Source organism: Verrucomicrobiota bacterium (genome assembly GCA_038744685.1).
Classification (GTDB): domain Bacteria; phylum Verrucomicrobiota; class Verrucomicrobiia; order Opitutales; family Puniceicoccaceae; genus Puniceicoccus.
On record JBCDMB010000008.1, the window covers coordinates 87,888 to 103,151 of the forward strand.

Below are 15,264 nucleotides of genomic sequence, written 5' to 3' on the forward strand. Positions count from 1 at the left end.
CTGACTCGGATCTACACTCTCCAAATGAAGATAAATCAGCGACTCAATCATTGAGGATCTCGATTCTGATCCGGAAAAACGCTTGATCCATATCAGTGACGTCCAAACCGTAAATCTCAGTCCGCGAACCGCTACCCATCGACTCTGCGCTAAAGTCGGACCAGTCTGTGCTCCAAATTTCGTTCCGCAAGTCGTCTGTCCACTCTGCAATGTAATTGATTCCAAGTCTTTCTGAATCCAACCGAACAAAATCCAAGGCAAACCGTTTTTGAAGAGAGTTGTAGGAGAAGTTTGGTGAATGGCCACGGTCCCGAGCGTTCCAAGGATGACCCTGGAAAGCGAACTCGGCAAGATCGACTACACCATCTTTGTCAGCATCCGCGGTCGAAAGCCCACTCAAACCATAGTCACTTGCGTACCGGCCCCACTCGTTGTCTGGAAAGAACGGCTCACTCAACTCGATATCAAGAAAAGTGAACATACCCAGTGGAACCAATACTGCAGAAGAGTCTCCGTTGATGGCGATGCTTTCATTACTCAACAAATCGGTTACAGCGACCGGCTTCACCGTATTGAAATGGATAGTCACCAAACGATCACCAGGATTCAAGTAGCCACTATCTACCAGAGTTAACCGTAAGCGGTTGGGCGCAGACTGAGCACAGACCCAGCCGACCTCGTCACCCGAAAGATAAATCGGAAGGAGACTCTTAGCATTTTCAACAGCTGGCCTTACTGTGCTGTAAAAGTAAGCACTGTTAGCAGCGTAGGTGGCGGATCCATCGGCTTCAATGTAGTTGCGGCCGTCGGTGATGATCTCCGTCATTCGGTTCCGATAAAGCGGATGAAGGTTATATCGCAGCCTCTCACGACTGTCTGCCCGGGATGCGTAGAGACCATTTTCAACCGGAGTAGTGAGAACCATTCCATGCGGATAAGGAGGAATAAAATTCTGCCTTCGATCCAAGACCCCAGCAGCAAACGTTGAAAAATCCCATTCAGTGTTTCTTGCCCCAACCCAGCAGCCTTCCAAGCGCCCGATCACCATCGGGTTTGCCGACTGTTCGGCTGCATCGTAATACGTGCTCCATTTAGAAATTACGTTACCCTTCACATACCGCTCATCCGGCTCGCTCTTCACTCCGAAATGAACCGGAGAGAAACTAACAATTTCTTCTCGGCGAGGAAGGTAAAGGGCTCCCGAAGCGACCAACTCCCACACTAGACTCTGGTAATCCATATCAGAGTAACTGCTGTGGGAGTAGCGTGCTCCGTAAGCTAAACGATAGACCATGTGCCTCAGAAAGTGATTGGGTACAATCTGAGCAGCGATCTCCCGGGTCCTGTCAAAACTGGTGTTGTCCCGGGTAGTCCGCATTCCCCAGATATCGAAACAACCGCTCGCCCACAGACCAAGGCGGTGTGAAAGACTCAACTCACCAGTCTTGGAGGTGCTTTCTTCCATACAAGTCGAAAAGACCTCCTTGAACTCTCCGGAAATAAAATCGCTCCAGACTTCCCTGTGAACAGTGCTTCCCCAAAACAAGTGTTTGTTATTGAAAGCCATCATCCCGTTCCTCGTCGACAAATGGTTAGCTATTTCGCGAAACAAACGATCAATCGGATATTTCATCTCACTACCCGTAGCCTGCACCTCCGCCCAAGAAAGAACGGTTTTTTGGTTTGGACCTTTAGCGTAGCTCGCATCGATAGCGGCTTTCAAAGTGTCCGGATTGTAATAGTAGGGGTCGTTGCCGTGTCCTGCCCGAAAACTTAGCCCAAACAAGGATTCGTCGATCTTTGGTTGCCAATGCTGGTCAAGAAGCTGCTGACGAGTGCGTCCATAAGTGATCCCATTGTCGAATCGTTGGAGATACGGTTCGTTGGCTGGTGTAACAACCGGCTCTACTGTTGTGGTTTCGACTGAATTTTTCCACCCTTGCTGTTCTACATTCGTGGTGTGGGCGAATGTCATGAAAAGCGGATTTACGGTCCCATACTTCTCACGAAGGGCAACTGCCGTTTCATGGGTTGCTCCACCTGAAACTTCGATCATCTGATCAGGAAGTCGCTCCCAAGCTGGCCTAACAAAGCCCCTCACCTTCTCTCTAATATCGGTGTAGTTCGCTTTCATTGATCTCAATTTTCCGGGAGGATCGAGATCCCTGAGAGCCTGCTTCCAGTAAGGCATGGAAAGATCCACAATATGGATCGAGCTACCTCCGCTTTGGGCACTGGCAAAAAGAATGCGATTCTTATCCCGATCGTGCCACATACTGTGAGGAGCGTGCGGCATTAAAACACTCCCTAAGTCGTCCGAGAGATCCGCTGATCGAAGAACAACTTTATTTCCGCAGAGGATGAACATTTTGTATCCGCTTCCGTTGGGGACATCCGTCAGAGTCGAGAATCGATAGGTTTTAAAGGGTCTATTGAAGTCTTCTTCATGAAATGTCGAAACGCCTGTTGAAAGATCGATCGATTCTACTCGAATACTGAATGCGTTGCCACCCGCATAAAGGCTGTAAGCGCCATCACCATCAGGATCAGAAATCTCAAGAGCCCCGATCGAGTCGTTTATCTTCGAATCCAGGCCAGGGGAAGGACGAGTTCCGGAGCTTCCCAACGGATCAAAAAGGTAATAACGTCCCCGAAACTGCTGTTGAATATACCCTAGCATCAATAGCTTGTCTGTTCCGTCACTCTGTGGAACCGGGCGAAGGAAGTTAGGAGTGTGAGCTTCACCGATTTCACGGCCAAGATATTCGGAAGCAACTCCCCAAGGCTCCAAGTCAGAGTACCTGGAGGACGGGACCGTCGAAAGAAGGTTTCCCTCTGCATCGAGCCAATAAAGGTTTTTATCAAAGCCTCCACAGGCAATGTAGAGACCTGTTGAACCGCGGATGGTGCAGACAGCCTTCATCGGCACCCCATTGGGCTGGCCCGGATTTGCTTCATCTGGAGAGAAAAAGGACCAGTTTTCATTCCCGGTGACTCCATCGAGACAGCGGATACTGCCATCGGCCAAAGCTACAAGGATCTCATCGTTCCCATCACTGTTCAGATCATCGCACCAGATATCCCGTGCCATCAAGCCAACCAAAGGATTCTCCCACAGGAAATTTCCTGCGTAGTCATACGCTACCACAGTTCCTTCGTAGCTTGAACCAACGATGATACTCTCGCCGTCCAACACTGCGTTGCGAACGATCAAAACCGTGTACCCCGTATCAACGCTCTTTACCCCACTGTCTACAGTGGTCGGTTCCTCGGTAGCACTTACGGCAAAATAGCTTACCGCAAGACCGGTATCCCTGGAAAAGTCATCGCCGTTCTCCGCTTCAAAGTAGAATCCAAAGACGACCGCCTCCGACAAATCCACTTCAACCGGCATTGTGCCGAAGGTCACCTCTCCATCTGCAAAAGGCTCAAACGGATACCAGTTAAGGACAGTCACTTTATCGGTGACCAAACTCCCGGTCTCGGCAATCGGAAAACTTGCATACCATTCACCGGAATTCACCTGAATGACCCAACGAAAATAGATCTCAGCGGTCCAGTGGCTATCATCCTTCTTAATCGAAAAAGTATCGATGTTGTTTGCTGGGTTGAGAAAGTCCTTCCATACGATCATTGCAGCATAGGTCTGATTCGGCTCGATCTCCCGTTCCATTTGAATCCGGTCTCCCGAATTATCGTTCGCGATCAGTGCTTCTTCGTTCTCAACAGAAGAAGCACCAAAAAACCTCGGTGAAAAACCAGACGGGTCCGGAAAGTAATTGCTGCCTTGCACCGGGCTTGCCGCCTGATCCGGGTCAAATGTTGCGTCCAATTTATTAGAGTTAGAAATACTCTGCGAAACGATGTCTCGCTTGCCGCCGGGAAGTCCCCATCGGACGACGTAAAAGGAATCGGTAACTCCCGAGATCCCTAGGTTGTCGACCATCAAAGTTCGGTTTCCCTGAGCCCCATTAAACTCGAGAGTGAAGGTCCGGCTAACTCCCGGCTCCAATATCGTGTCCGGATCAATTTCCGATATGTCGATATCAAATGCGTTCCATGAACCTGTGCCGCCGAGTGAAAAAGTCTTCGTGCTTCCATCCAGGCTGATATCCACATCCGTTGAGGACTTCCAGTGGTCCCTGAAGGACTGGAAGTGCAACTGACTCATCTCAATAGGATCACCAGAATGATTCTCTACGGTCACAACCAGAGTAAAGTTACCGTAGTTTTGATTGATGGGTTCACCTGAAAGAGCAGAATTGATCCCAAAGCCCTGACTCCCCCAGAGTCCATCCGTTGACCCGGTAAAGTTCCGCAATCGATTTCCGCTCAACTGAAGATCAACAAGACCAGCAACAGCGGCATCCTGCCTAACGACGCCAGAAGAATCATCAAATCCCCCTAGAAGGGTCGATCCACCCCAAGAGATGCTGTTCATAGAAAACAGCACCGACGAAAGGATCAGAAATTGGAGAATTCCGAATGACAGTCTTCCGACAGTTTCCACTCTATCCCCCAACATATCCCGACCCTGTTTCAATCGTTTTTAACGTTCGAAACGCCCGTCTCTTGAAGATCAGTGAATCCTGAGTTGTCACTCACTTTGATTTGATCGCAATCCGCTGAAGAAACGATTCTGAGCGGTCGGTTGAAACCGGAGGCGTCGTTTCCGCGAATCGTCACGTTTTCGGAATAGCGCAAGTCCACCGAGGGATAGTCGTCCATCTCCGGGTAGTCGTCGCTGAAAGAAACGGTATTGTCGGAGACCTCCAAGCCATCCACCGAAAGAGCGAAAACGAAGTGGCCGTTGAAGCTGATGATCTCGTTGTCCACGAATCGGATGTTCCGGTGATAGTGGCCTTCCCCTAGATGCTGGGTCTCGTTCAGCAGGGGCGCAATGTAGAGCGGGTATCGCTTCGTTCCCTCGAAACCGACATTGATGAAGGTGTTGCCCCGGATCGTTAGGTCCTGAACCGCTCCCGATTCGTACCATTTGTTGTTGTCCCCTTCCACGAGGATACCGTGCATCTGCGGAGAGATGATATTGTTCTCGATAAGAATCTTCCCCTTGCTCGTCAAAAGAAGGCCTCGGGCCCGGTTCTCTCGGATGATGTTGTTCCGAAAAATCACGTCGGGATTCCAGGTCAAATTTTCTACCGAGAGTGGACCGTCGGGAAGCGAGTCCGGAACATCTTCCAAAGTGAGTAGGAAGCGATGTTCGTTGAGGATCTCAAAACCCGTTACCGTTGACTCATGAAACGGCAAGATGGTCTTGCGCGACAGCAATGCGATCTGATCTCCCGGTTCCGCAAAAACGAGTCCCCATTGCTGAAAATGACTGATCTCACAGAGAAACTGGTTATCGCCTACCCGCTCTACCACCTTCACATACGCTCCGTGGACATTGATGGCATCGTCCAACATGTGCTCGAAAAGAGAGTTCTCGACTAGGATGGTTCCCTTGCAGCCGATGAAGTGGGTCGCGTCGGCCCGTGTAGCGACAAGGCGGCCCTCACCGGACGTCAAGGCATAGTCCCTTACCGTCACGTTTTCGGTGCGTTCGGCAATAATTCCCATGCCACCGGCCGCGAGGATCGTCACTCCTTCGACCGTAACGTCGCTGGATCCGCTAAGGTGAATGGCTGGAGCGAGGCGGCTCAGGGGGTTGACACCGTAACTGATCAGAACGCTTCCCACCGGAGGTAAATCCTTGCGCAACTTGGCGAAGACTCTTACCCGGTTTCCTTCCAGACGCTCTACGCGGTGAGGCTGGTTGAAGTTGATGATGTAGTCCCTCGTGTTGAAGATAGGGGATCGCGTTTCGGGGTCGAAGAGGATGTTGAAACCCATAGGCACTTCCCAGCCATATCCCCGGTCGGAGTAGAGACTGCCATGCCGAATAACATGGGGATACCTATCCGGGTCGATTTCCACGACAAAGCTTCCTTCGTCTTCGTCTATCTCGACGATAGGTAATTCGTCGTGGAACGTCCTCACAAAATCCACCGTGAAGTTCTTCAGGGCAACTCCGCTGCTCTCCTCGACCACAAACGGGCTGACGACTCCGTGAAAGAGAAAGAGCGATCCGTCACCGTCTATTGTGATGTCTTCGAACCCGAAAAGCGGAAAAATCATCCGCTTGATCCCGTTGTCGTGGTTGGAAACCGCCCGGTGCTCCTCCCTCGCATTCTCGGGGTGGAACTCGTAAATCCCCTTCGGAAAGAAAAGTGTGACTCCCGATTGGCCCCCAATTCCTTCGATCAATCGATTCAGGGCAAAGGTTGAGTCAAGACCAGGCAAAACTCCGTGCTCCGAGACGTCGATAACGGTCGCTTGATGAACCGTCGGGACCAAACTCAGGAAAAACAGAAAGCAGGTATGGATTTTCATGAAAAGTCGTCGGCCTGCAAAGCCAGTCTGCCAAATTTGGACGGGAACTGTGAGGAGAGAAACCAGACTCTCAGATCGCGGGGTTTAACCCCTGAATAGTACCGCGGGACCTCTTCCACAGCCACCTCTCCAAGTGAATAGGAAGACCGGATAACCATTGACAATTTAGCTCAGCAGCCGGAACACCTTCACCTCCCAACGATCCCAACTTTGCCGATGAAGATTCTGCCTTTCCCCTCGCTATTAGTCTTTGCATTCAGCGTTGGACTCTCTTTTCAAAAACCGGTCTTTGCCGAAGTTCACATTGCCTTCAGCCGCGTCGGCGAAATGACGACCCAGTCCTATCCAATTGCCGAAGAATCGAGCGAAAATCTTATTATCATTGGTGACCAAGCGGATGCCTTTCGCATCAGGAAAATCGATGGGGGTGGAAGGGTTATTGACTTCATGCCATCGCAAGGAAGAGGAATCTATGTAGCCCAAGTAGTCACCATGGGCGACGACGAGCCTTTGTATTCGCTGCACGGACTCGCCACGGACAAGCTGGAAGGAAAGAATGAACCTCCACTGAATTCGATTCTTACCGTTTTCGGCATTTCGCTCGATCCCGGAGGCACCCAACTGATGCTCAACACCAAATCGGAGACGATCGGCGACTCCATCCCGGCGAGCGAGTTTCGCGTTGCCGAAGGCGCGGACGAAATCTCCGTGACTTTACTGGCTAGGTATTCTCCCAAAGGCGAAGCGGAGATCGGGTTCGCGGTGGACGGAGGCGAGAGTCTCCAAACCTTCGGGCACATGGCCAACTCCTCCCGCCTGGTCCCCGACGCCCATCAAAGGATTTACCCTCCGGCCAAAAACGAAGAAGCTTCTTTTCTCGGTGCCGCTAATTACCGGATACCCGCTTCAGAATGCCCTGATCGTTTCGGCTTCTACTTCACGGGAAAGCACTTCGCCGCCCTCACCTATCCCGGCAAAGCGAAGGGTGCCAAGATCAAACACACGGCACGCGTCTACCCCGTCGGCAAGATCGCTGGAAGAGAGTTGAAAAACGCCTATCTCATCTGCTTCGAGGAAGCCAAAAACGGCGACTACCAGGATGCCGTTCTCCTTGTGGAGGGCATCGCGCCCGCAGGGGAATGAGATGGCGAACGTTAAACTTTAAACGCTCAACTCTTAATCTAGAACTTTCAACGTTGGATGTTCAACGTTCGAAGTTGGACGTTCACTGGGACCTCCAAAGCACCACCAGTTACGGATCAAAACCAGACTCAACGGACTACCGGGGACCCTTGTCCTACCCATACGAATAGGTAACGAGTCCGGGTTGCTCTTGATATCATGGGTTTTGGTTCCGTTCCCCGGTCTCTCAACCCCAGCATGCAACCGCACTTTCATATCCTCAGGTATTTGATTCTTCTCTTTGCCCTCCAAGGAGCAAACGCGTCAACCGCCCAAACGGACAAAGAACAGGAACTGCAAACGCTCCGAGAGAGGTTTGCTCGGCTCTACAACTCCTATTCCGACGACCTTTCCACTCGAGAATACTTGAATACTTTACGAGATGACGGAACCTGGGCGGGTATTGATTACGAAAGCGGGCGGCGGGCGAAATGGCCCGCTCTGGAGCACCTGACTCGCCTCCAGACGATGGCTGCGACCTATGCGAATAAGGACTCATCTTTCTTCAAGGATCCGGATCTACTGGAGGGGATCGAATCGGGTTACCAGCACTGGTTTGACGGAAGATACAAGAACTCCAATTGGGCCTCGTTCCGGGCGCACGCACCCGAATATATCAGCATCGGTCTCTTCCTTCTCGGAGAAGACTTATCGCCTTCCCTCCTCAAGCAGGCCACCTGGAGTTTAGACCGTCTTAGAGACCCGAACATCATGACCGGTTCAAATCGCGTCTGGACTGGGAGCAGCCAGTTCCGGACCGCCATCATTAGGGGAGACGAGACCAAACAACGGGAGGCCATAGAATTGATTCTCGGAGTCATTGCCAAGACCGAGGGCTACATCGAGGGTTTGCAGCCGGATTGGTCTTTCCAACAGCACGGGCCCATGCTGCAATTCGGAGTCTACGGCAAGACCTTCGCGAAGTGGACCTCGATGCTCGCGTATCTCTCGGAAAACCTGAGCTTCGAAATGCCCGCGGACAAACTGGAGCTTTTGCGGGGATATCTGCTAAACGGAGCCGGATGGACCCTTTGGAATGGCCGGATCGACTTCAACGTGATGGGCCGGATCTTCAATCCGGGCTTTCCTGCACTCCGATTCGAGGAATACAGGAACGCGATGGAGCGACTCTACGGCATCGACGCCGAAAACCGGGAAAACTACGAGAAAGCCCTGGCTTGGCCCAACCAGGTGACCGGCCACCGCTCCTTCTGGAATTCGGACTATGCCGTTCACCGTCGCCCGGAGTGGTTCGCCTCGGTACGCATGACCTCCAACCGAACCGCCGCCGCAGAGTACGTGAACAGCCAAAACGCCCTTGGTCTGCACCAGGCGGACGGTGTCCTGCTCGTCTACATCGAAGGCGACGAATACTTGGACATTCAACCGATCTGGGACTGGCACCGCTTGCCGGGAACGACCACCGACCAAGGCATCGAAGACTTGACTCCAAAGGGCTATAACCAGCATGCGGTGGATCTCGGCCATGAATTCGTGGGAACCATCAACAACGGCAAAGAAGGCCTTGCGACGATGACCTACGAATGGGAAGGACTCCTCGCGCGGAAATCCTGGTTCTTTCTCGAAAACTCGATCCTATGCCTCGGCTCCGGGATCACCGGCCCCTCTCTCGACAACGTTTATACCACCGTCCAACAATCCTGGCTCAAGGGTGATGTCGAAAGCGAAAATGGAATCGTGAAGACTGGCACGGTCCTGGAGATTCCCGCCGATTCGTGGATTCATCACGACGACATCGGTTACTATTTCCACGACGAAGCCAAGCTTGAGAGCGGGTCGAAATCGGGAGACTGGCTCGACCTCTACCCGACGTTCTCGAGCGAGCCTCGAACGGGCGACGTGTTTTCCCTCTGGTTCGACCACGGTAAAAATCCGGAGGAAGAATCCTATGCCTACGCGATCTACTCCAAGACCACTGCCGCCAATCTGGAGACGCTCGTCGCCGACGCACCCTATGTTATCCTTGCGAATACACCGGATCTGCAAGCGATCGAGACCGCGGACGCCGTAATGGCCGTTTTCTATTCGCCCCGCCAACTCAAGACCGAATCGGGATCCACCCTCTCCAGCGACCAACCCTGCATGATGATCCTCCGGGAAGATCAGCTGATCGTGGCCGACCCCACCCAGACCCTCGAAGAGTTGGATGTCACCGTCGACTCGGTCGAACATGCAGTCACCCTTCCACGGGGAGGATACGCAGGCCAACAAGTCGAAATCACTCTCTAATCCGATGCTTGCTCGATTCCTTTCCATTTTCTTTCTTCTTTGCCTTCAGCTCTCCGCCCGGCAGGAGAGTCCCAACATCATCCTCTTCGTCTCGGACGACCACGGGACCGATGCCCTCGGTGCCTACGGCAATCCGGTGATCCAGACCCCGAACCTCGACAGGCTCGCCTCCGAGGGAACCCTTTTCACGAACGCCTACTGCACGAGCGCCAGTTGCGCCGCCAGCCGCTCGGTTATCCTCACCGGCAAATTCGGCCATGCCACCGGATCCTACGGACACGTCCACGACTATCATCACTTCCGCACCTTCGACGACGTCCAGTCCCTTCCGGTTCTCCTCGAAAAGGCCGGCTATTTGACCGCCCGTATCGGTAAGTACCACCTCGCCCCGGAATCCGTCTATCGCTTCGACCTCGTTCTCAAAGCCGATCCCCGTAGCACCATCGAAATGGCCGAGGCCTGCGAAGAAGTCATCTTGCAGGACAAACCGTTCTTTCTCTATTTCTGTCCTGACGACCCTCACCGCGGCCACCCCTTTACCCCCGAAGAATGGGACCAACCGAACAACTTTGGAAACCGTCCCGAACCTTATCCGGGCGAAACCCAGGTACGCTACGATCCCGCGGCAGTCCTCGTCCCCGCCTTTCTCCCCGATAGTTCCGAATCACGTCTCGAAATCGCCCAATACTACCAATCCGTGTCCCGGATCGACCAAGGCTTTGGCAAACTACTAGCGATCCTCGAAGCGTCCGGAAAAGCGGACAACACCGTGATCTTCTACCTTTCGGATAACGGGGTCGCATTCCCCGGCGCAAAGACCACCGTCTATGAGCCCGGCATCCGCTTGCCCTTTATCGTCAAGGATCCCAGGGGCGATCGTCAGGGAGAGGTCAGCGAGGCCATGATTACTTGGGCCGACCTGACGCCCACCAACCTCGACTTCGCCGGAGTGGAGTTCGACCCCGCCTCTTTCCACGGCCGCTCGTTCCTGCCGATCCTCGAAGGGAAGGAACCGGACGAATCCCGGGATGAAATGTACGCCTCCCACAACTTTCACGAACTGACCATGTATTACCCGATGCGGGTGGTCCGCTCCGGCGATTACAAATTGATCTGGAACCTCGCCCACGGGCTTCCCTACCCCTTCGCCTCCGATCTGTGGGCGGCCTCGACTTGGCAGGAAGTCCATCGCAAGGGCAAGGAGTACTTTGGCAATCGCAAGGTGGAAGACTACCTCTACCGTCCCGAATTCGAACTCTACGATCTGGCCGACGATCCAGACGAGTTGGTCAACCTCGCCACCGACCCCGCGTATTCGACGAAGCTCGACGAACTGAAAAACAAACTAAAAGACTTCCAAAAAGAGACCCGCGACCCGTGGCTCATCCTTTGGGACAACGACATCTCGCTCCAAGGTACGGGAGTCAACCTTTGATCGACCGGGAAAACATGAGAAAAACCACTCGAACCGCCATCGCCGCGATCCTTGGCATCACCTCGTCATTTCTTGCCGCCGAAACCGCTTCACCCTCCCCGCCCGAGCATCCGAATATCATTTGGCTCATGACGGAGGATATCGGCACCGATCTCGAAACCTACGGAACCGCCGGCGTCCAAACGCCAAACCTAAACAAACTCGCCGACGAAGGGGCCTTGTTTACCCGAGCCTATTGTGAAAACCCGATTTGTTCGCCGAATCGATCCGGGATGATGGTCGGAGTTCATCCCAGCCGCATCAACGCGCAGCACCACCGCAGCAACCGCGAAACCCCTCTTCCGGAGCCTTACAAGCCGATCACCTACTGGCTTCGCCAAGCCGGATACACCTGCATTCTTGGCAGTGATCTCGTCTTCGACCGGGGGACGAAGATCGATTGCAATTTCCGCCACGAGCCAACCGGAGATTACGACGGCATTACCGAATTCGGACTCTTCGACAAAATCGGCGACTTCACCCAAGCGGACCAACCCTTTTTCAACCAGATCCAACTCAAGATCACCCATCGCGGAGACTGGTGGAAATCCGTCCGTGAAGCTTCGGAGAACCCCGTTTCTCTCGACGAAATCGAGCTCCCTCCCTACATGGCCGACACCCCGGAGACCCGCTACGATTGGGCAGCCTACCTAGACACCATCGAGTTCATGGATAACGAGGTCGGGCTGATTCTTCAACGCTTGAAAGATGAGGGAATCGAGCAGAACACCATCATTATCTTCATCGCCGATAATGGCCGCTGCAATCTCCGTGGAAAAGGATTCCTCCACCAGCCCGGCATCCACATCCCCATGATCATTTGGGCACCGGATCATTTTCAGGGTGGAACGGTCGTCGAAGAACTGGTTAGCACCACCGATATCTCGGCGACGATCCTACAACTCGCAGGCATCCCCCTCCCCGACTACATGACCGCACGCCCCTTCATGGGAGTGGACGAACCGGAATACCGGACCTACGTGCGTTCAGCACGCGACATTTGGGATGAGATAGACGAAGCCTCCCGCAGCATCACCACAAACCGCTACAAGTACATCCTCAATCTCATGCCCGAAGTGCCTTGGGATACCGATCATGCCTACCTCGAATTGAACCGCCCCTCCCTCCACGTCATGCGGCAGTTGAAAGCCGGGGGCAAGCTGACAGACCCCGAAATGACCTTCTTTCATGAGACAAAACCTGTCGAAGAACTCTACGATCTCGAGATCGATCCAAACGAGATGGTCAATCTGGCCGAAGATCCCGCTTACCGCGAAACCCTTGAGCAGATGAGAGCCTATGAACAGGACTGGCGATCACAGTATCAGGACTTCGGCCTGGAGGATCTCGGTCAACGGGAACCGGAAGCCGGCCTGCGCTCCGTCCGCGTCCGCCAGGCCGTCAAAGAGAAAGCCCCCGAATTATGGGAGAGACTCGAAGCAGGCGAACTCATGCAGACACAAGCCTGGAAGGAATACCTAAACGCACCGAAGAAAAACTGAAGCTCTGATTGGATGAATACACATACTCTTTTTTTGTCAGGCTGCATACTCGCAGCGGCCATCCTCTCTCCGGCCAAAGCCGAAGAATCACCACGCGACGTCATCACTCTCAAGGAGGGCTGGAAGTTCAAATTTGGCCCCCAGCCGGATGGTGAAAAAATCGGTTTCGATGATTCAACTTGGGAAAGTGTATCCGTGCCTCATGACTGGGCCATCCGCGGGCCATTTGATAAGAACAACGACCGGCAGATCGTCCGCATCACCCAAAATATGGAGAGAAAGCCAACGGACAAGACCGGACGTACAGGTGCCTTACCTCATGTCGGTGAGGGCTGGTATCGCAAGACTTTCGAATTACCAAATTTCGTCGAAGGCCAAAAAGTCCTGATTCTTTTCGACGGAGCCATGGCCGAACCCAAAGTTTACCTCAACGGAAGGAAAGTCGGCGAGTGGAACTATGGATACTCTTACTTCTACTTCGACATTACCGATTTTATTAACGGCAAAGGTGACAATACCCTTGCGGTCCACCTGACGAACCGGGAGCAAGCTTCCCGTTGGTATCCGGGGGCTGGACTCTTTCGCAAGGTCCGGATCATCGTAAAAAATGCCGAGAGCATCGATCAATGGGGGCAATTCATCACCACCCCGCTAGTCTCTGATGAACTCGCAAAAGTAAATGTAAAGACCCAAGTCTCTGGCCAAAACCTCCGGCTGGTGACCGATATACTCGACTCCAATGGGAATCTCCTCGTCAGTCACGAAGCGGAAGCACCCTTCGGCAACGAATTTGACCAGAACATCCACCTCCCAAACCCGCGGCTTTGGAGTCCTGAAACCCCCTACCTCTACCGCGCTGTATCCCGAATCTATCAGGGAGACGATCTACGCGACGAACTAACCACCACTTTCGGCGTTCGCACTTTTTCCTTTGAGCCCGGAAAAGGGTTCAGCCTCAACGGAGAGGTTCGCAAGTTCAAGGGCGTCTGCCTGCATCATGACCTCGGCCCGCTCGGAGCCGCGATCAACACCGCCGCTCTGCGCCGCCAAATCCTCATCATGAAGGAAATGGGTGCTGACGCGATCCGAAGCGCCCATAATATGCCCTCCATTGAGCAACTAGAGCTCTGCGATGAGATGGGCATGCTCTTTATCGCCGAAAGCTTCGATGAATGGGAAAGGCCAAAAGTCCAAAATGGCTACCATCGATACTTCGCGACGGATGTTGAGAAAGACATTGTCAACCTCGTCCGCGCGACGCGTAATCACCCCTGCATCATTCTCTGGAGTTCTGGTAATGAAGTGCCCGATCAGCATACCAGTGACGGGGTAAAAAACGCCAAACGCCTTCAGGATATCTTTCATCGCGAAGACCCAACACGCATGGTCACCGTTGGAATGGATCAAGTCGCCGCCGTCATGGAAAACGGATTTGGGGCGATCATGGATGTCCCCGGCTTGAATTACCGGCTCCATCTTTACGAGGAAGCCTACGAGCGCTTTCCACAGGGCTTCCTTCTCGGCTCCGAGACAGGCTCAACCGTCAGCTCGCGTGGTATTTACAAGTTCCCCGTCGAGAAATTCAAAATGAAGACCTACCCGGACCGCCAATGCTCTTCCTATGACCTCGAATACTGCAACTGGTCCAACCTGCCCGATGATGATTTCGTTATGCAAGACGACAAAGAGTGGGTCATCGGAGAATTCGTCTGGACTGGCTTCGATTATCTTGGTGAGCCGACGCCATACGATCAAATGTGGCCCTCACGCAGCTCCTACTTCGGGATTTGCGACCTCGCCGGAATCCCTAAAGACCGCTACTACCTATACCGCAGTCGCTGGAATAAAGAATCACCGACCCTCCACGTACTCCCTCACTGGAACTGGGAAGGCCGCGAGGGAGAAACAACGCCGATCTTTGCTTACACCAGCTATGAAAGCGCCGAGCTTTTCATCAATGGCAAGAGTATGGGTGTTAAAAAGAAGTACCGCTCCACACCCCTACACCGCTATCGCCTCATGTGGATGGATGTAGTTTACGAGCCGGGGGAAATTCGCGTAGTGGCCCTCGACGAAAACGGCCGACCAGCGATGGAGAAAACCGTCTTCACGGCTGGAGAACCCCATCAGATCGTTCTCGAAGCCGACCGCACTACCCTTAAGGCCGACGGTGAAGATGTTTCATTTATCACCGCCAGTGTTGTCGACAGGAACGGCCGGCCCTGCCCCACTGCTACCAACCGGCTGCATTTTGAAGTCACCGGTGCTGGAAGCTACCGGGCAGCCTGCAACGGAGATGCAACTTCCCTCGAACTCTTTCACGAACCCACCATGAAGCTGTTTAGCGGCAAGCTTGTAATCCTTGTCCAATCGACAAAAGACGCCGGTGAAATCGAGCTCAAAGTCACCAGTGACAAGCTGCTATCGGAAACGATCAACCTTGTATCAACACAGTCCCTGTAA

7 protein-coding genes are annotated in these 15,264 nt (G+C 53.2%); 5 read left to right on the forward strand and 2 right to left on the reverse strand.

What is annotated here, in order from left to right; translation table 11 throughout:
- Positions 1–43 precede the first annotated feature (43 nt).
- Together AAGJ81_06865 and AAGJ81_06870 are read right to left on the reverse strand one after the other, a co-directional pair.
- Positions 44–4,441, reverse strand: a complete 4,398-nt coding sequence (locus AAGJ81_06865; GenBank protein MEM0965851.1) for a hypothetical protein — start codon at positions 4,439–4,441, stop codon at positions 44–46.
- Between the two features lie 98 nt (positions 4,442–4,539).
- Positions 4,540–6,393, reverse strand: a complete 1,854-nt coding sequence (locus AAGJ81_06870) for a right-handed parallel beta-helix repeat-containing protein (protein ID MEM0965852.1) — start codon at positions 6,391–6,393, stop codon at positions 4,540–4,542.
- 216 nt (positions 6,394–6,609) lie between these two features.
- Between AAGJ81_06870 and AAGJ81_06875 the strand changes: the two genes are divergently transcribed.
- The 5 genes from AAGJ81_06875 (at position 6,610) to AAGJ81_06895 (ending at position 15,264) form a co-directional block, all read left to right on the forward strand.
- Entirely contained in the window at positions 6,610–7,536 is a 927-nt protein-coding gene (locus AAGJ81_06875) for a hypothetical protein (GenBank protein MEM0965853.1), read from the forward strand.
- Positions 7,537–7,773: 237 nt separating this feature from the next.
- On the forward strand, positions 7,774–9,825 hold the full coding sequence (locus tag AAGJ81_06880) for a polysaccharide lyase family 8 super-sandwich domain-containing protein (protein MEM0965854.1): 2,052 nt from the start codon (positions 7,774–7,776) through the stop codon (positions 9,823–9,825).
- The gene (locus AAGJ81_06885; protein ID MEM0965855.1) at positions 9,767–11,260 is read left to right on the forward strand and encodes a sulfatase; all 1,494 of its coding nucleotides are present in this window, start codon (positions 9,767–9,769) and stop codon (positions 11,258–11,260) included. Before AAGJ81_06880 ends, AAGJ81_06885 begins: the two co-directional genes overlap by 59 nt.
- A 14-nt stretch (positions 11,261–11,274) precedes the next feature.
- Complete coding sequence (locus AAGJ81_06890; GenBank protein ID MEM0965856.1) at positions 11,275–12,801, forward strand: sulfatase; 1,527 nt, start codon at positions 11,275–11,277, stop codon at positions 12,799–12,801.
- A gap of 12 nt (positions 12,802–12,813) precedes the next feature.
- A complete protein-coding gene (locus AAGJ81_06895; protein ID MEM0965857.1) occupies positions 12,814–15,264 on the forward strand; it encodes a glycoside hydrolase family 2 TIM barrel-domain containing protein in 2,451 nt (816 codons plus the stop codon).